At 31.1% G+C, this 16,480-nt stretch carries 16 protein-coding genes, 1 tRNA gene and 1 pseudogene; 14 read left to right on the forward strand and 4 right to left on the reverse strand.

Translation table 11 applies throughout. The features are described 5' to 3' along the window. From atpD to Q0352_RS01035, 3 genes are all read left to right on the forward strand, one after another. On the forward strand, positions 1 to 894 hold an 894-nt coding region (gene atpD / locus Q0352_RS01025), incomplete at its 5' end, for a F0F1 ATP synthase subunit beta (RefSeq protein WP_299522204.1). A gap of 43 nt (positions 895 to 937) precedes the next feature. After that, on the forward strand, positions 938 to 1,216 hold the full coding sequence (locus Q0352_RS01030) for a F0F1 ATP synthase subunit epsilon (protein WP_299522207.1): 279 nt from the start codon (positions 938 to 940) through the stop codon (positions 1,214 to 1,216). A gap of 347 nt (positions 1,217 to 1,563) precedes the next feature. Next, positions 1,564 to 1,971, forward strand: coding sequence for a hypothetical protein (locus Q0352_RS01035; protein ID WP_299522210.1), 408 nt, complete (start codon positions 1,564 to 1,566; stop codon positions 1,969 to 1,971). A 122-nt stretch (positions 1,972 to 2,093) separates the two neighbouring features. Here the strand turns inward: Q0352_RS01035 and Q0352_RS01040 are convergent, their stop codons facing one another. After that, positions 2,094 to 2,627: a DUF4395 domain-containing protein gene (locus tag Q0352_RS01040; RefSeq protein ID WP_299522213.1), complete on the reverse strand. Its 534-nt coding sequence runs from the start codon at positions 2,625 to 2,627 to the stop codon at positions 2,094 to 2,096. Between the two features lie 304 nt (positions 2,628 to 2,931). Here Q0352_RS01040 and Q0352_RS01045 point away from each other — a divergent pair. Beyond that, positions 2,932 to 3,003: transfer RNA gene (locus Q0352_RS01045), tRNA-Arg, on the forward strand. 90 nt (positions 3,004 to 3,093) lie between these two features. On the opposite strand, the gene Q0352_RS01050 is transcribed toward Q0352_RS01045, so the two are convergent. After that, on the reverse strand, positions 3,094 to 3,615 hold the full coding sequence (locus tag Q0352_RS01050) for a nuclear transport factor 2 family protein (RefSeq protein ID WP_299522216.1): 522 nt from the start codon (positions 3,613 to 3,615) through the stop codon (positions 3,094 to 3,096). Beyond that, on the reverse strand, positions 3,612 to 4,328 hold the full coding sequence (locus tag Q0352_RS01055) for a hypothetical protein (RefSeq protein ID WP_299522219.1): 717 nt from the start codon (positions 4,326 to 4,328) through the stop codon (positions 3,612 to 3,614). Before Q0352_RS01055 ends, Q0352_RS01050 begins: the two co-directional genes overlap by 4 nt. 143 nt (positions 4,329 to 4,471) lie before the next feature. Here Q0352_RS01055 and Q0352_RS01060 point away from each other — a divergent pair, with 143 nt between their 5' ends. The 10 genes from Q0352_RS01060 (at position 4,472) to Q0352_RS01105 (ending at position 16,247) form a co-directional block, all read left to right on the forward strand. Beyond that, on the forward strand, positions 4,472 to 5,431 hold the full coding sequence (locus Q0352_RS01060; protein ID WP_299522222.1) for an NAD-dependent epimerase/dehydratase family protein: 960 nt from the start codon (positions 4,472 to 4,474) through the stop codon (positions 5,429 to 5,431). A gap of 286 nt (positions 5,432 to 5,717) precedes the next feature. Next, positions 5,718 to 6,119 (forward strand): methylmalonyl-CoA epimerase, encoded by a 402-nt coding sequence (gene mce, locus Q0352_RS01065; protein ID WP_299522226.1) that lies wholly within the window; start codon positions 5,718 to 5,720, stop codon positions 6,117 to 6,119. A gap of 51 nt (positions 6,120 to 6,170) precedes the next feature. Further along, positions 6,171 to 7,730, forward strand: coding sequence for an acyl-CoA carboxylase subunit beta (locus Q0352_RS01070; protein WP_299522229.1), 1,560 nt, complete (start codon positions 6,171 to 6,173; stop codon positions 7,728 to 7,730). Beyond that, positions 7,730 to 8,089, forward strand: coding sequence for an OadG family protein (locus Q0352_RS01075; RefSeq protein WP_299522232.1), 360 nt, complete (start codon positions 7,730 to 7,732; stop codon positions 8,087 to 8,089). Before Q0352_RS01070 ends, Q0352_RS01075 begins: the two co-directional genes overlap by 1 nt. Before the next feature lie 2 nt (positions 8,090 to 8,091). Further along, entirely contained in the window at positions 8,092 to 8,511 is a 420-nt protein-coding gene (locus tag Q0352_RS01080) for a biotin/lipoyl-containing protein (RefSeq protein WP_299522235.1), read from the forward strand. 67 nt (positions 8,512 to 8,578) lie between these two features. Next, entirely contained in the window at positions 8,579 to 9,904 is a 1,326-nt protein-coding gene (locus Q0352_RS01085; RefSeq protein ID WP_299522238.1) for a sodium ion-translocating decarboxylase subunit beta, read from the forward strand. 51 nt (positions 9,905 to 9,955) lie between these two features. After that, positions 9,956 to 11,245, forward strand: coding sequence for an acetyl-CoA hydrolase/transferase C-terminal domain-containing protein (locus Q0352_RS01090; protein ID WP_299522241.1), 1,290 nt, complete (start codon positions 9,956 to 9,958; stop codon positions 11,243 to 11,245). Between the two features lie 20 nt (positions 11,246 to 11,265). Next, positions 11,266 to 13,074, forward strand: a complete 1,809-nt coding sequence (locus Q0352_RS01095) for a methylmalonyl-CoA mutase family protein (RefSeq protein WP_299522244.1) — start codon at positions 11,266 to 11,268, stop codon at positions 13,072 to 13,074. 4 nt (positions 13,075 to 13,078) lie between these two features. Further along, positions 13,079 to 15,211 (forward strand): methylmalonyl-CoA mutase, encoded by a 2,133-nt coding sequence (gene scpA, locus Q0352_RS01100; protein ID WP_299522247.1) that lies wholly within the window; start codon positions 13,079 to 13,081, stop codon positions 15,209 to 15,211. 229 nt (positions 15,212 to 15,440) lie between these two features. Then, a complete protein-coding gene (locus Q0352_RS01105) occupies positions 15,441 to 16,247 on the forward strand; it encodes a Cof-type HAD-IIB family hydrolase (RefSeq protein WP_299522250.1) in 807 nt (268 codons plus the stop codon). A gap of 1 nt (position 16,248) precedes the next feature. Here Q0352_RS01105 and Q0352_RS01110 read toward each other — a convergent pair. Then, positions 16,249 to 16,480 (reverse strand): annotated as a pseudogene (locus Q0352_RS01110) (methylmalonyl Co-A mutase-associated GTPase MeaB); the annotation flags it as partial.

The following is a 16,480-nucleotide window of genomic DNA, read 5'->3' on the forward strand; positions in this document are numbered from 1 at the left end:
ATTAAATATGGTGATGACTTTATGCATTCTATGGAAGAAGGAGGATGGGATTTATCTAAAGTAGATAAAGCTGGAATGAGAGAATCTAAAGCTACATTTGTTTTTGGACAAATGAATGAGCCACCAGGAGCACGTGCTCGTGTTGCTTTATCAGGTTTGACTATTGCTGAATATTTCCGTGATGGTGCAGGTGAAGGACAAGGGAAAGATGTATTATTCTTTGTTGATAATATTTTCCGTTTCACACAAGCGGGTTCAGAGGTGTCAGCGTTATTAGGACGTATGCCATCAGCCGTTGGTTATCAGCCAACACTAGCAACAGAAATGGGAGCAATGCAAGAACGTATTACTTCAACTAAAAATGGTTCAATTACATCAGTACAAGCAGTTTATGTGCCTGCAGATGATTTAACAGATCCAGCGCCAGCAACTACATTTGCGCATTTAGATGCAACAACGGTATTATCACGTAAAATTTCTGAGTTGGGTATTTATCCAGCAGTAGATCCTTTAGATTCTACTTCAAGAATTTTAACCGCTGATATTTTAGGAAAAGAGCATTATGATTGTGCACAACATGTAAAAGAATTATTACAACGTTATAAAGAATTACAAGATATTATTGCTATTTTAGGAATGGAAGAATTATCTGAAGAAGATAAGATAGCCGTTCATAGAGCTCGTAGAGTACAACGTTTTTTATCTCAACCATTCCACGTTGCAGAACAATTCACAGGAATACCAGGTGTATTGGTTGATATTAAAGATACCATCAAAGGATTTAATATGATTTTAGATGGTGAGTTAGATAAATATCCAGAAGCGGCATTTAACTTAAGAGGATCAATTCAAGATGCAATTGATGCTGGAGAAAAAATGTTAGCGGAAGCATAATTCAATTTACAATTATCAATTGACAATTATCAATTATTAAATTATGATTTTAGAAATAGTAACACCAGAAGCAACTTTATTACATTCGGAAGTAGATTCAGTAGCTGTACCAGGTATTAATGGTGAATTTCAAATGTTAAACAATCACGCACCAATAGTGTCATTACTTGTAAATGGGACTGTTAAGTTTAAAGGAGCTAATATTGTTATTGAAGAGCAATTTAAAAATCAATTTACTAATAATAAAGGTGAGTTTACGTTGTCAATTAAAAGTGGAACGATTGAAATGAAGGAAAACAAAGTAATTATACTTGCAGACTAAGTTTCAAATATATTTATAAATAAAAATCCTCGGTTTAACCGAGGATTTTTTTGTTTATGGATAAATCTTCTAATTTATAGATATAATTGTTGATTTACCTTCATAAATGACTTAACTCATCACAAATACCAAAATTGAAATAAAAATGGTAATAAATTTTAAAAGGTATTCTTAAATCAGGTTAATACACTTTTAAATTACAAGAAAAATAGCAATAAGTTAGTGGCAAAACTTTAAATTTTAAATAATTAAGAAATACTTCCATTTAGAGTAGGGTATTTGGCTTTTAAACTGTTTTTTTGTAAACAATTAAATTCAACCATTATTTAGTCAAAATAGACCCTTTTATGCAATTTAAAACCCTCATTTTTTTCCTTTTAATTTCTGCCTCATGTTTTAGTCAAGAAATTGGAAGCGCTAAAAATGGAAACCATTCTATAAAACTTTTAAAATCAAATAATTTATTTTCTTTTGTTTATTCTAATATCAATTCAGAAATATTAAATGATGAGAATTCATTTAATTTTCCAAATATAAATACAATGCTCCAAATTGTTAAGAGTGGTTTTGCCTATCATAATGATCATCAAGTTATTATTCAAACAAACAAAGACACCATAGTTAAGTTTGATTTTAAAAAGGTGAAAGGGAAAAAGATGTTAATGATTCGGCAGAATAGTTTATTAAGTGAAAAAACTAGTACAAGTACTTTTTTTACAAAAAATGAAATTATAGGGTTATTTGGAAATCCTTAACCATCCTATCTTCAAAAAGAATTAAATATAGACATCTGGTTTCCCTTATTTTAAAAAAATATTTTATTCAATAGGTTATAGTTAATTAGAATAACCATAGTCTTTTTTAATTAAAAAAATGTTTAAACTTCACAGGAATCCCCCATGCAATTTGGTTTTTCTGTAGGGTTTTTTAGCAAATTTAGATTGATAGCTAAATCGTATAATTTACAACCTACGCAAATACCAAAAGCAGCTTCTAAATACAGTAGCACTAAACAAATTAGACATAGTAAACACACAGGATCAAAAAAAGTAGCGTCGTTTATTAAGAAAAGAGAAAGTGAAAAGATAACTGTTGACAAAACTAAGCCCAAACTCCAGGCAAATTTCTTTTGAATTGCACCTATTGGTAATGGAGATTGTTTATAAACAATTAATTTTGCTAAGAGCATTGTAGGTGCATATTTCGGATTAATAAATATACCAATAAGAAAATTTAATAATAGAAATCCAGAAATGTAAGGTATTACTGTGTATTTATTTAAAATAAATCCATTGATAGACGCTATAATACCAAGCAATAACATAATACCTGCACTAGCTCTTAGCTGTCTCTCATCTAAAACTTTGTATTTTCTACCTTCAATGTAATCTCCAAAACTTAGTATTGACATATTTTTGTTTTTAAGGGGCGAATATATACTTTTTTACACTTATTATTATAAATTGAATTTTGTTTTGTAAAATTTATATAGAATTTCAATGTATTAATTTATAGCTAACTATGCCGCTATTTATAATAACCTTTTCAAAGAGATAAATTAATTTTCGTTTTAATGATATTTATCATCAATTTAAATGAATATTCAGTCTAAATTTGTAGCACTTATTCATTGCTTATCTATAAGTAATGAGTTTTTGATTTTTTTAGTTAGTAGTAAAAAAGGGAGTCCCAAAAAGACTCTCTTTTTTAATGAAGGCTCCATAGTTCAAGGGATAGAATAAAAGTTTCCTAAACTTTAGATTCAGGTTCGAATCCTGGTGGAGTCACTACCATTAAATTTTGATTTTTTTAAATAGAATTAAGTCTGAAACACCGTTTCTAAAAATAAGGTATCCTTAAAATTTCGGAGTGCTAAATTATCTTTTCAGTTGGCTTAAAAATAGAGAGTCTTTTTCTTTATTGATCTTAATAACGTCATCAATATTGTCGTTTGGAATTGTAAGCGAAAGTACATAATGCTCAATATTCCAGTTATTTTCATTCTTTGTAATCACTCCTGAGCCTCTACAAATTCCCATGTGAGTTTCTAAAAGTTCGTCAAACCAAGCTACTTTTCCATCTTTATAAAGGTAAATATTCCGTTCAATTGAAGTGAAACTCCAAGCTTTTCCTTTATCAAAATAAGGTTTACTAAACTCTTTAAATTCGGTATTTTTCCAATTTTCTAAAGCATCAGTTCCAATAAAAATACTTTCCTTAGTCATTGCTTCAAAATAAGTTTCAAAATTAGCTTCGGCTGCGCTTTTATGCCAAGCATCGAGTACATTATTAATTGCTTCTTTTTCATTAGCTGTGTCCACTTTTTTTAATGTAACTTTTTTATTATCACAACTAGAAAATGCAACTATAAAAATTAGTAGAGAAATAATGTTTTTCATCCTTTAGTTTTTTTTGATGGTACTAATTTTCGTTGAGGCCTTTCTTTAAAAGGCGTCTCTGTTTTAATTGGTGTTTCAGTTTTAATAGGAGTTTGTTTTTCAACTCTTTTTGGTTTTTTTCGTAAAAGAGGTTCTCTTTCATATAAATTTTTTCTTTCTTGAAACTCAGAAGCATCAATCACATTATTTGGGTTTTCAGTATCAACTTCTAATGAGTTTTGTAATTCTTCCGCCTTATAGATAGTATTTATTTTCGAGTTTAATGATGAATAGATTTCAATTATTTTACCAACCTCTTCCTTTACTTCATCACTTGAAATGGATGGAATTGTAGCCATATCAGCCAACCTTAAAGTTTCATTATGTAAAACATTAAATCGAGCCATTGTGTTTAATCCTTTTATTTCTTCAATTCTAATTGAATCCTTCATTAATTGCACTAAACCAGAAAGTTCTTTAGCATAATTAAGGGCTTCCATATTAGAAATATTATAATATTTCAGCATAAATTCATCAACATTGCGATATTCTTTCCATTCTGAAACTGCTTTTTTAGCTTTCGGAATTAAGGTTTCTCCAATTGTATTTACGATACGATTGGGATTTATTTTTAATGAATCTGTGTTTTCAGAAACTTCTTGGTTAAGATTGGTTCTTTGACATGAAAAACTTAAAAATATAATGAATAATAAAAGGCTATATATATACTTCATTTTAAAACTTATTGACTTCAAAAGTACTAATTATTACACTATTCTATGAAAATATTATCATTTTGATAAAAAACTATTCTACATATATTGAAAATATATTTTAAGTATCTTTGAAACAGCAATAATTAAGAATACATATCTAAATGAATAAAAGCATTTTAATAATAGGCGCCTGCGGTCAAATTGGAACAGAATTGACACTTAAATTACGCGAAATAAATGGAGGAAAGGCAGTAGTTGCATCTGATATACATGAAGGAAGTGATGAGTTAATGCATTCTGGACCGTTTGAGATTTTGAATGCTATGAGTTATGATAGTATTTTAAATATTATAGAAAAATATAGTATTAATGAAGTGTATTTAATGGCTGCAATGCTTTCAGCAACTGGTGAAAAATTTCCAGAGAAAGCTTGGGACTTAAATATGAACTCGTTATTTAATGTGCTTAACCTGGCAAAAGTAGGAAAAATAAAGAAAGTATTTTGGCCTAGTTCTATTGCCGTTTTTGGACCAACAACACCTAAAGAAAATACACCTCAGGAAACTGTTATGGAACCTTCAACTGTTTATGGAATTAGTAAACAAGCAGGTGAACGTTGGTGCGAATATTATTTTAATAAATTTGGAGTTGATGTACGAAGTATTCGTTACCCTGGAATTATAAGCTGGAAAGCAAATCCAGGTGGTGGAACAACAGACTATGCAATTGAAATTTACCACAAAGCATTGCAAGAAGCTAATTATAGTTCTTTTTTAAATGAACAAACTAAACTACCAATGATGTATATTGATGATGCTATAGAAGCTACTATTAATATTATGGATGCTAAACCGGAAGATATAAAAATACGTTCATCCTATAATTTGGCTGGAATGAGTTTTACGCCAAAAGAAGTTAGTGAAGAAATAAAAAAAACAATACCAAATTTTGAGATTTCATACAACCCAGATTTTAGACAAAAAATTGCGGATAGTTGGCCAAAAAGTATTGACGATTCTAAGGCAAGAGAAGATTGGGGTTGGAATCACAAAGTTGATTTAGAGAAAATGACGAGTATTATGATAGAAAATTTGAGTGTAAAATATGATTTTAGCTATTAAACAATTCTAATAGTTTATAAACTCCAAAGTAAAGTTACATAACAACTTCCTCTTAACAAAAAACCTCTAAACAAATTTCGAGGTTTTTTGTTTTTTAATAATTTAGGTAAACTCTATTGCGATTTCGTAAAATAATAACAAATAACAACAAATATGACAATTGTCATAATTTAAAGTTTAACATAGATTTAATTTTGTTGCGGAATAATATATTTTATATAAAAATCAAATTTTTGTATAGTATTTTAGGATAAATTAAAATTTAAATCAAAAAAACATAATAATCATGAATATTTCACATATTGAACACATAGGTATAGCAGTAAACAATTTAGAAGAATCAATTAAGTATTACGAAGAAGTATTAGGCATGAAGTGCTATAGTATTGAAGAGGTTATTGATCAGAAAGTGAAAACAGCCTTTTTTTTAGTTGGAGATACAAAAATTGAATTATTAGAAAGCACATCTCCTGATGGACCAATTGGTAAATTTATTGAGAAAAAAGGCCAAGGAATTCATCACATTGCTTTTGCAGTGCCAAATGCATCTGAAGCATTAAAAACAGCCGAAGAACGTGGGGTTCAATTGGTAGACAAAGTTTCTAGAAAAGGGGCAGAAGGATTAAATATTGGTTTCCTTCATCCTAAATCTACAAATGGAGTACTTACTGAACTTTGTTCAAAATAATAAATACGAAGTTTTTCGGTAAAATAATCAGAAAAGAAATTACATAAGATTATGGCAAATCAAGATAAAATTAATGAGTTAATTGAAAAAAGAGCTGAAGCAAAAATGGGTGGTGGTGAGAAACGAATTGAATCTCAGCATGCTAAAGGTAAATTAACAGCTCGCGAACGTATTGATATTCTTTTGGACGATGATAGTTTTGAAGAATTTGACATGTTTGTAACGCACAGAACAAAATCGTTTGGATTGGATAAAGAAATTTACCTTTCTGATGGTGTTGTTACAGGACATGGAACAATTGACGGTCGAATTGTCTACCTATTCGCACAAGATTTTACAGTATTTGGAGGCTCTCTTTCAGAAACGTATGCATTAAAGATTTGTAAGATAATGGATATGGCCATGAAAATTGGTGTTCCTGTTATTGGATTAAATGATAGTGGTGGAGCTCGTATTCAAGAAGGTGTTAGATCTTTAGCTGGTTATGCTGAAATTTTCCAAAGAAATATAATGGCATCTGGTGTAATTCCACAAATTTCTTCAATTTTAGGACCTTGTGCTGGTGGAGCTGTTTATTCTCCTGCTTTAACAGATTTTACTATTATGACTGACAAAACCAGTTATATGTTTGTTACAGGTCCTAAAGTAGTAAAAACAGTAACAGGCGAGATTGTAACTGCTGAACAATTGGGTGGAGCTATGATTCATTCAACAAAATCAGGTGTATCTCATTTCTTAGCTGAAAATGATGAAGAAAATTTATTATTAGTTCGTAAATTATTAAGTTACCTTCCTTCAAACAATTTAGAAGAGGCTCCAATTATTAGTTGTAGTGACCCTATTGATAGATTAGATGATATTCTTAATACTATTATTCCTGAAAATGCAAATCAACCTTATGATATCGTTGATGTAATTTCAATTATAGCAGATAGAGCTGAATTTACTGAAGTTCACAGAAATTATGCTAGAAATATAGTAGTTGGTTTTGCAAGATTTAATGGTCACCCTGTAGGGATTGTAGCTAACCAACCAAAGTATTATGCTGGAGTATTAGATATTGAAGCTTCTAGAAAAGCGGCTCGTTTTGTTCGTTTTTGCGATGCATTCAACATTCCAATTGTAACGTTAGTTGATGTACCAGGATTCTTACCAGGAACAGGGCAAGAATATGGAGGAATTATTCTTCACGGAGCTAAATTATTATATGCTTATGGAGAAGCAACAGTGCCAAAAGTAACTATTACACTTCGTAAATCTTATGGTGGAGCGCACGATGTAATGAGTTGTAAACAATTACGTGGTGATGTAAATTATGCATGGCCAACTGCAGAAATTGCGGTAATGGGAGCTAAAGGAGCTGTTGAAGTATTGGAAGGATCTAACATTCGTAAAATTGAAGATGCTGAAGAAAAACAAGATTACATCGATAAAAAAGAAGAAGAATACACTAAGAAATTTGCAAACCCATATGAGGCTGCAAAATACGGATTTATTGATGATGTAATTGAACCTAGAAACACTCGTTTTAGAATTATTAGAGCATTACAATTGCTTCAAAATAAAAAAGAGGTAAATCCTCCTAAGAAACACTCAAACATGCCTTTATAATGATATATATACCATTATTTACAGATCAAATCAGCGAAGGATACGTTATTTTGTTTACAGGATTGATAATTGTTTTTAGCGCATTACTTACACTTTCTTTATTTTTTAAATATGGATTACCTGTAATGCTTTATATATACAAAGTAATTACAAAGAGAAAGGATAAAAAGATTTCAGAGATTAAAGTTGAAGCTGATAGAAATTTTACTGGTGAAATCGCAGCAGCTATTGGTGCAGCCGTTCATATTTATTTGGATGAACAGCACGATCATGAAAGTGCAATTTTAACAATAAAACAAATAAAAAAACCATATTCACCTTGGAGTTCTAAAATCTATGGAACACAAAATAGATTATAAATATGAAAAATTATAAATTCAAAATAAACGAAAACGGCTATACAGTTAATATAAAATCTCACGAAGGTAATATTATTGATTTAGAAGTAAACGGAACTTCATATGAAGTAGTAATGAAGGAGGAAATTAAAAAAACAAAAACTCCTACATTAGTTCGTGCGGCATCACAGAGACCGGCAGAACCATTACAAGTGAACCCTAGTTCATCAACGTCTAAAATTCTTGCTCCTATACCTGGAGTTGTATTATCTATTGATGTAGCAGTAGGTGACATTTTAAAAGTGGGCGACAGAATGTTAGTTTTGGAAGCTATGAAAATGGAAAACAACATTGTTTGTGAAAAAGCAGGTACTATAACTGCCATGAAGGTTGTTGTTGGACAGCAAGTTTTACAAAACGAAGTAATGATAGAAATAATATAAGCGTTTTCATTTTTTTATGAGTGTTTATAATTAACATTCATTTTTGAAAACACAAAAAACAAACAAAATGAAAAAAATATTATTAATATTTGGTGTTCTATCATTGCTAATTTTTATTAGACCAGCACTCGGTTTAAACTCAAATTTAGATACTAATAAAATATCTTCATCTATTTCGGTTGATCAGGCTGATCAAGCAGATGAAGCAGATTCACTAGATGAAGCATTTGAAGGAATCAAACATTTTTACAATTATACTGGTTTTGCTAATGTAACTTCAGGGAATTTAATGATGATTTTAATCGGGATAATTTTTATATATCTCGGTATTAAATTCGATTATGAACCTTTATTATTAATTCCTATTGGAGCTGGTGTTATAATTGGAAATATTCCGTTTGTTGCTGGTAATCAAACTGGAATTTACGAAACGGGTTCCGTTTTAAATTACTTATATTTTGGAGTAGTAAAAGGAATCTATCCCCCATTAATCTTTTTGGGAATTGGAGCAATGACAGATTTCTCGTCTTTAATAGCAAACCCAAAATTAATGTTATTAGGTGCGGCAGCTCAAATTGGGGTATTTGCTACATTTATGGGAGCATTGTATTTAGGATTTAGTCTTCCTGAAGCAGGAGCAATTGGAATTATTGGTGGAGCCGATGGACCAACTGCTATTTTTCTTTCCTCAAAATTAGCTAATGGAGTGAATATCTTAGCTGATGGTACAACTGTTAAAAACTTAATTGGACCTATAGCTATTGCAGCATATTCATATATGGCATTAGTACCAGTGATTCAACCTCCTTTAATGAGATTATTAATTTCTAAAGAGGATAGAAAAATTAAAATGAAACCACCAAGAGCGGTAACTCAAAAAGAGAAAATGATTTTCCCTGTGGTAGCTTTAATTTTAACAACGTTTATTTCTCCTAGTGCATTACCATTATTAGGGATGTTATTTTTCGGAAACTTATTAAAAGAATCTGGAAGAACTGAGAGATTGGCTGATACAGCTCGAACAAAATTAATAGACATTGTTACAATTCTTTTAGGAGTTACAGTTGGAGCTTCAACTCAAGCTGATATTTTTATTACAAAAGATTCTATGTTAATCTTCGGATTAGGAGCAATATCCTTTGTAATTGCAACTTGTGGTGGATTATTGTTTGCTAAGTTTATGAATTTATTCTTAAAAGGAGATGATAAAATTAACCCGCTAATTGGAGCAGCTGGTGTATCTGCGGTACCAGATAGTGCGAGAGTTGTACACACCGAAGGTTTAAAATCAGACCCAAGTAATTATTTATTAATGCACGCAATGGCACCGAATGTTTCTGGTGTAATTGGATCTGCAATTGCTGCAGGTATCATATTAAGTTTTTTAGGATAGTAGTGTGTTCAACGTAAAATGAACACGCAATAAATATAATTTTTACATACAATGAAAATACCAAATGTAATGACAGCCGAAGATGCTGTTAAATTAATCAAGTCAGGAGACAGAGTATTAATACAAGGAGGCTCTGCAACACCTCAAGCTTTAATAAAAGCCATGGTTGCACGCGGCCCTGAATTAAAAGGAGTAGAAATTTGTCATATACACACTGAAGGTGAATGTGGTTATATTGCACCTGAATTAAGAGAAAGTTTTCATACAAGTGCATTCTTTATTGGTGGAAATGTTAGAAAAATGGTTGGAGATACAGTTGATTATATTCCAATTTTCTTAAGCGATATTCCAAGTTTATTTCGTTTGGGGCATATGCCATTAGACGTTGTATTAGTGAATGTTTCTCCTCCAGATCAACATGGGTTTTGCTCATTAGGTGTTTCTGTTGATATTGTACTTGCAGGTGTTGAACAAGGTAAAACCGTTATTGCTCAAATAAACCCACGTATGCCACGTACTTTTGGGGATGCTCAAATTCATTTAAGAAATTTTACAGCTTGTGTTGAAATTAGTGAAGAAATTCATGAAATGAAGTTTGTAACACCTTCTGATGAAGAAAAAGCTATTGGAAAAAACATTGCTGCAATTATTGAAGATGGAGCAACATTACAAATGGGTATTGGTGGTATTCCAAATGCAGTTTTAACATACCTTACTAACCACAAAAATTTAGGTGTACATACTGAAATGTTCTCTGAAGGAATTGTAGATTTAGTTGAAAGAGGTGTAGTAAACGGTTCTCAGAAAAAAACAAATCCATATAAAATTGTATCTGGTTTTGCAATGGGTACTAGACGTTTATATGATTTTATGGATAATAATCCTGAAATAGAAATGAGAGATATTGCTTATGTAAACGATACAGCAATTATTCGTCAAAACCCTAAAGTAACAGCAATTAATTCTGCTATTGAAATTGACATTACTGGTCAGGTTTGCGCTGATTCTATTGGTTCAAGAATGTTCTCAGGTGTTGGTGGTCAAATGGACTTTATGCGTGGAGCAGCATTATCAGTTGGTGGAAAACCAATTATCGCCATTACATCAGCCACTCAAAAAGGAGTTTCTAAAATTGTACCAATGTTAAAGCATGGTGCTGGAGTTGTTACAACTCGTGCACACGCAAGATTTGTTGCAACTGAATATGGTGTTGCAGAATTATTTGGTAGAACCTTAAAACAGCGTGCACAAGCATTAAGAGATATTGCACACCCTGAACATAGAGAAGAATTAGACAAAGCTATTTTCGAACGTTTTGGAAGTAGTTTAGCAATAAAATAATTTTATTAATAGTATATATTATGAACACTAAAAATAAATCACTTTTTTCTGAATTTAGTCCTGTTTCAAAACAAGATTGGATGGAAAAAATAACCGTTGATTTAAAAGGTGCAGATTTTGATAAAACGCTAGTTTGGAAAAACTTAAGTAATATCAATATTCACCCTTTTTACAACGAAGAGGATAAAAAAGCTTATTTAAAAAATACAGGAGAAAACTCTCAATCGTTAGTAAATTACCGCAGCATTGCTGTTATATCTGACGAAAAAGGAAACAGCTTAGCTTTAAAAGCAATTGAAGAAGGAATGAACGGATTAATTTTCTGTGTTTCTGAAAAAACTTCAGCTGCAAAATTGTTAAAAGGAATTAATTTAAACGAAGTAACAGTTTCATTCATTCTTGGAACAAATGCTGTTGCATTTGCTTCCGAATTTATTAATTTCGTAAAAGGAAATGGAATTGCTGCTGATAATTTAAAAGGATATTTTGATACCTCTTTAATTACAAATTATATAACTTCAGGAACTTTAGAAGCAAACAATTTTGATATTGTTGTCGAATTGGTGAAATTAACTACTGATTACCCTAATTTTAAAGCAATAACAATTTCAGGAACTGAGTATTTAGATTCTGGTTCAAACCAAGTTCAAGAAATTGCTTATACATTAAATTCATTAGTATATGTAATTGATGAATTAACAAAAAGAGGAGTTCAAGTTCAGTCAATTTTTGATAATCTTAATTTCAAATTAGCGATTGGTCTAGAATATTTTGTTGAAATTGGTAAGTTTAGAGCTTTCAATAATTTATTAAGCGAAGTTGCTAATAAATATGGAGTTACTGAATTTTCAAATACCCTAACTGCAAAAACTTCAATTTGGAGTAAATCAGTAACTGATGCGGAAACAAATTTGTTACGTTGTACTACTGAAGCAATGTCTGCTATTTTAGGAAACGTTGATGGTGTTTTAATTGATGCTTACGATAAAGAATTTAAAGATTCTTCAGATTTTTCAAGTAGAATTGCTGGAAATATAACAACTATCTTAAGAGAAGAATCTTACTTTGGTAAAGTTTCAAATCCTGTTGATGGTTCTTATTATATTGAGGAAGTTTCAACAAAAATAGCTGCAAAAGCATTAGAATTATTTAAGGAAATTGAAGCAAATGGAGGTTTTTATACTTCTTTTGAAAACGAAACTATTCAACAACAAATTGCTGAAATTCGTTTACAAAAACTAAAATTAATTAGCCAACGTAGAACTCCAATGGTGGGTATTAACAAATACCCAAATTTAATGGAAACTATAAAAGCCGATTTACTTTCTGATGCCGTTTCTAATACAATATCTAAAGTTTTAAAACCAAGAAGAGCATCATTAGAAATTGAAGCTATCAGAAAAATTACCGAAGAATTAGTTGCTAAAACTGGTGTTAGACCAGTAGTTGAATTGGCAAGTTTTGGAAACTTAACAATGCGTAAAGCAAGAGCTGCTTTTGCTTATGACTTTGTTGGTGTAAGCGGATATAAAGTACTACAAGAACAAAGTTACTCATCGGCTTTAGAAGCTGCAGAATCAAGCGCAAAATCAAATTCTAATGTAGTTGTTATTTGTAGTTCTGATCAGGATTATGATGAAAGTGCTGTTGCTTATGTAAAAGCATTTAGAGCATTAAATACAGATAAAGTATTATTATTAGCAGGTGCGCCAGCTAATTTAAATGAATTAACTGAAGCTGGTTTAGACGGTTGTGTAAATATGAGATCAGATGTAATTGGAACTATTTCAAGCATTCAGCAAAAAGTTCAAAAATCTATAAAAGCTTAAGGATATGAAACCAGATTTTTCAGATATAAAATTAAATTCAGCAACAAAACAAACCGTTGCTGCTTCAGAGAATCAAAATGTTTGGAACACTCCTGAAGGTATTCCTGTAAAAAAACATTTTACAGCAGAAGATATTAAAGATGCTGAGCATTTAAAATACGCCGCTGGTGTACCACCATTCTTAAGAGGTCCATATAGTGCTATGTATGCATTACGTCCTTGGACAGTGCGTCAATATGCAGGTTTTTCAACTGCAGAAGAGTCAAATGCATTTTACAGAAGAAACTTAGCTGCTGGTCAAAAAGGATTGTCAGTTGCTTTTGATTTAGCTACACACCGTGGATACGATTCAGATCACCCACGTGTAACAGGAGATGTTGGAAAAGCAGGTGTTGCTATTGATTCTATTTTAGATATGGAAATTTTGTTCGATCAAATTCCATTAGATAAAATGTCTGTTTCTATGACAATGAATGGTGCTGTATTACCTATTATGGCATTTTACATTGCTGCTGCAAGAAAACAAGGTGTGCCTTTAGATCAATTAAGTGGTACTATCCAAAACGATATTTTAAAAGAGTTTATGGTGCGTAATACTTATATTTATCCACCATTACCTTCCATGAAAATTATTGGTGATATTTTTGATTACACCACTAAAAATATGCCTAAGTTTAACTCTATTTCTATTAGTGGTTACCATATGCAAGAAGCGGGTGCAACTGCTGATATTGAGTTAGCATATACGCTAGCTGATGGTATGGAATACATTAGAACTGGATTGGCTTCAGGATTAAAAATTGATGAGTTTGCTCCTAGATTATCATTTTTCTGGGCGGTAGGAATGAATCACTTTATGGAAATTGCTAAAATGCGTGCTGCACGTATGCTTTGGGCAAAAATCATAAAATCTTTCAATCCAACAAATCCAAAATCAATGGCATTGCGTACACATAGTCAAACTTCAGGATGGAGTTTAAGTGAGCAAGATCCTTTTAACAACGTAGCTCGTACTTGTGTTGAAGCTATGGCTGCTGGTTTAGGTGGAACACAAAGTTTACACACAAATGCATTAGATGAAGCTATTGCTTTACCTACAGATTTTTCTGCGCGTATTGCACGTAATACACAAATCTTTATTCAAGATGAGACGCAAATTACAAAAGCGGTTGACCCTTGGGCAGGAAGTTATTATGTTGAATATTTAACACAGGAAATTGCTAAAAAGGCTTGGAAATTAATTGAAGAAGTTGAAGAATTAGGTGGAATGGCAAAAGCTATTGAAACTGGAGTTCCAAAAATGCGTATTGAAGAAGCTTCGGCTCGTAAACAAGCACGTTTAGATTCTGGTCAAGATATTTTAGTTGGTGTAAATAAATTTAAAACTACCGAAAAATCTAATATAGAAATTCTTGATATAGATAATACTGCTGTTAGAGATTCTCAAATTGAACGTTTGAAAAAATTAAGAGCAAATAGAGATCAAGCTGTTGTTGATGCAAATATTGTAGCATTGTCTAAATGTGCTGAAACAGGTGAAGGTAATTTATTAGCTTTAGCAGTTGAAGCTGCTGAGAATTTCGCTACTTTAGGTGAAATTTCTGACGCTTTAGAAGTTCATTTTGGAAGACATAAAGCTGATACTAAATTAATAAGTGGTGTGTACGGAAAAGAAGTAAATAACGATATTACGTTTGCGAAAGCTCAAAAAATGACTGATAAATTTGCAGAAATAGAAGGTCGTCGACCAAGAGTTATGATTGCTAAAATGGGTCAAGACGGACATGATAGAGGTGCGAAAGTAGTTGCCTCAAGTTTTGCTGATTTAGGTTTTGATGTTGATATGGGATCATTATTCCAAACAGCAGAAGAAGTTGCAAAACAAGCTGTTGAAAACGATGTGCATTTTGTAGGAGCTTCAAGTTTAGCTGCAGGTCATAAAACGTTAATTCCTCAATTAATTGGAGAATTAGAAAAACTTGGAAGACCTGATATTATGGTTTTTGCAGGAGGAGTTATTCCAGCGCAAGATTATGATTATTTATTAGAAAGAAAAGTAGCTGCCATTTTTGGTCCTGGTACTGTAATTTCTGAGTCTGCCATAATAATTATGGAAAAATATTTAGAACAAGAATAAGTTTCTGAATCATTATATTTAAAAAGCCCAAACATTTAGTTGTTTGGGCTTTTTTGTTATTTTATATATTGAAGTGTCTATAAAGTGAAATTTTCATCAAGCTGAAATAACACTTCTACAAGCTCAGTGTGACTTTTCAGAATGACGGATTTCAAATACTTTTTAAACAACTTTTTATTTTTATAAATAATACCATTTAGAACACTATTTTTGCACTTCAAAATAATTTATGGATTTTTCAAAAGTAAAATTGGTTGTTACAGATATGGATGGGACTTTACTAAATTCAAAAAGTGAGGTAAGCAACCGTTTTTTTATAGTTTACGAGCAATTAAAAAAACACAATATTAAATTTATTGCAGCAAGTGGACGACAATATTTTAGTATTGTTGACCGATTTGAAGATATAAAACATGAAATAACTATTGTCGCCGAAAATGGAGCTTTTGCTATGCATGGCGATGAAGAGTTATTTACTTCAGAATTACCTACTGAATACATTTCAAATTGTATCAATACATTGAGAGCATTAGATAATGTTTACATTGTTTTATGTGGAAAAAATGCCGCTTATATTGAGACTAAAGATGAACAGTTTATAACTATGTTCAAAAATTATTATTCTGAATATAGACTTGTAGATGATTTAACTGAAATTACAAACGATACCTTTTTTAAAATTGCGGCTTACCATTTTGATTGTTCAGAAACACATATTTACCCAGCTGTAAAGCATCTTGAAAATAAAATGCAAGTAATTGTTTCTGGAGAACATTGGTTGGATATTTCGCACAATAATGCCAATAAAGGTTTCGCTTTAAACATCCTTCAACAAAAATTTGGAATTACTAAAGAAGAAACAATGGTTTTTGGTGATTATAACAACGATTTAAAAATGTTAGCATTAGCTGATTTTAGTTATGCCATGGAAAATGCACATCCCAATGTTAAAACTATTGCGAAATTCTCGACTAAAAGTAACGATGAACAGGGCGTAGAAATAATTCTTGAACAATTGATAAATTCAAGAAAATAAATTAAAATGAACTTTTAAATTCCTCCAACATAATTTCAGCAGCTTTTACAGGAGAAATTTTAGAAGTAACAATTTGTTTTTCTAAAACAGAAAGGTGCTTTTTAATAGCTGGAGAGCCATAAAAAAGGTTTTTCAATTCCTCATTGATGTTATTATACATCCACTGTATTTGTTGATAATTTCTATTCTTTTTAAAATAGCTGTTTTCATCAACTAGTTTTTTAAATTTAGAA

It is taken from the genome of uncultured Lutibacter sp., assembly GCF_937891065.1.
In the GTDB taxonomy this organism is placed as follows: domain Bacteria; phylum Bacteroidota; class Bacteroidia; order Flavobacteriales; family Flavobacteriaceae; genus Lutibacter.

Coding starts and splice junctions, on each gene's coding strand:
- Q0352_RS01040 (WP_299522213.1), bottom strand. CDS start 2,627: ATGTCAATACTAAGTTTTGGAGATTACATTGAAGGTAGAAAATACAAA.
- Q0352_RS01080 (WP_299522235.1), top strand. CDS start 8,092: ATGAAAAATTATAAATTCAAAATAAACGAAAACGGCTATACAGTTAAT.
- Q0352_RS01055 (WP_299522219.1), bottom strand. CDS start 4,328: ATGAAGTATATATATAGCCTTTTATTATTCATTATATTTTTAAGTTTT.
- Q0352_RS01070 (WP_299522229.1), top strand. CDS start 6,171: ATGGCAAATCAAGATAAAATTAATGAGTTAATTGAAAAAAGAGCTGAA.
- Q0352_RS01105 (WP_299522250.1), top strand. CDS start 15,441: ATGGATTTTTCAAAAGTAAAATTGGTTGTTACAGATATGGATGGGACT.
- scpA (WP_299522247.1), top strand. CDS start 13,079: ATGAAACCAGATTTTTCAGATATAAAATTAAATTCAGCAACAAAACAA.
- Q0352_RS01035 (WP_299522210.1), top strand. CDS start 1,564: ATGCAATTTAAAACCCTCATTTTTTTCCTTTTAATTTCTGCCTCATGT.
- Q0352_RS01075 (WP_299522232.1), top strand. CDS start 7,730: ATGATATATATACCATTATTTACAGATCAAATCAGCGAAGGATACGTT.
- mce (WP_299522226.1), top strand. CDS start 5,718: ATGAATATTTCACATATTGAACACATAGGTATAGCAGTAAACAATTTA.
- Q0352_RS01095 (WP_299522244.1), top strand. CDS start 11,266: ATGAACACTAAAAATAAATCACTTTTTTCTGAATTTAGTCCTGTTTCA.
- Q0352_RS01085 (WP_299522238.1), top strand. CDS start 8,579: ATGAAAAAAATATTATTAATATTTGGTGTTCTATCATTGCTAATTTTT.
- Q0352_RS01060 (WP_299522222.1), top strand. CDS start 4,472: ATGAATAAAAGCATTTTAATAATAGGCGCCTGCGGTCAAATTGGAACA.
- Q0352_RS01050 (WP_299522216.1), bottom strand. CDS start 3,615: ATGAAAAACATTATTTCTCTACTAATTTTTATAGTTGCATTTTCTAGT.
- Q0352_RS01030 (WP_299522207.1), top strand. CDS start 938: ATGATTTTAGAAATAGTAACACCAGAAGCAACTTTATTACATTCGGAA.
- Q0352_RS01090 (WP_299522241.1), top strand. CDS start 9,956: ATGAAAATACCAAATGTAATGACAGCCGAAGATGCTGTTAAATTAATC.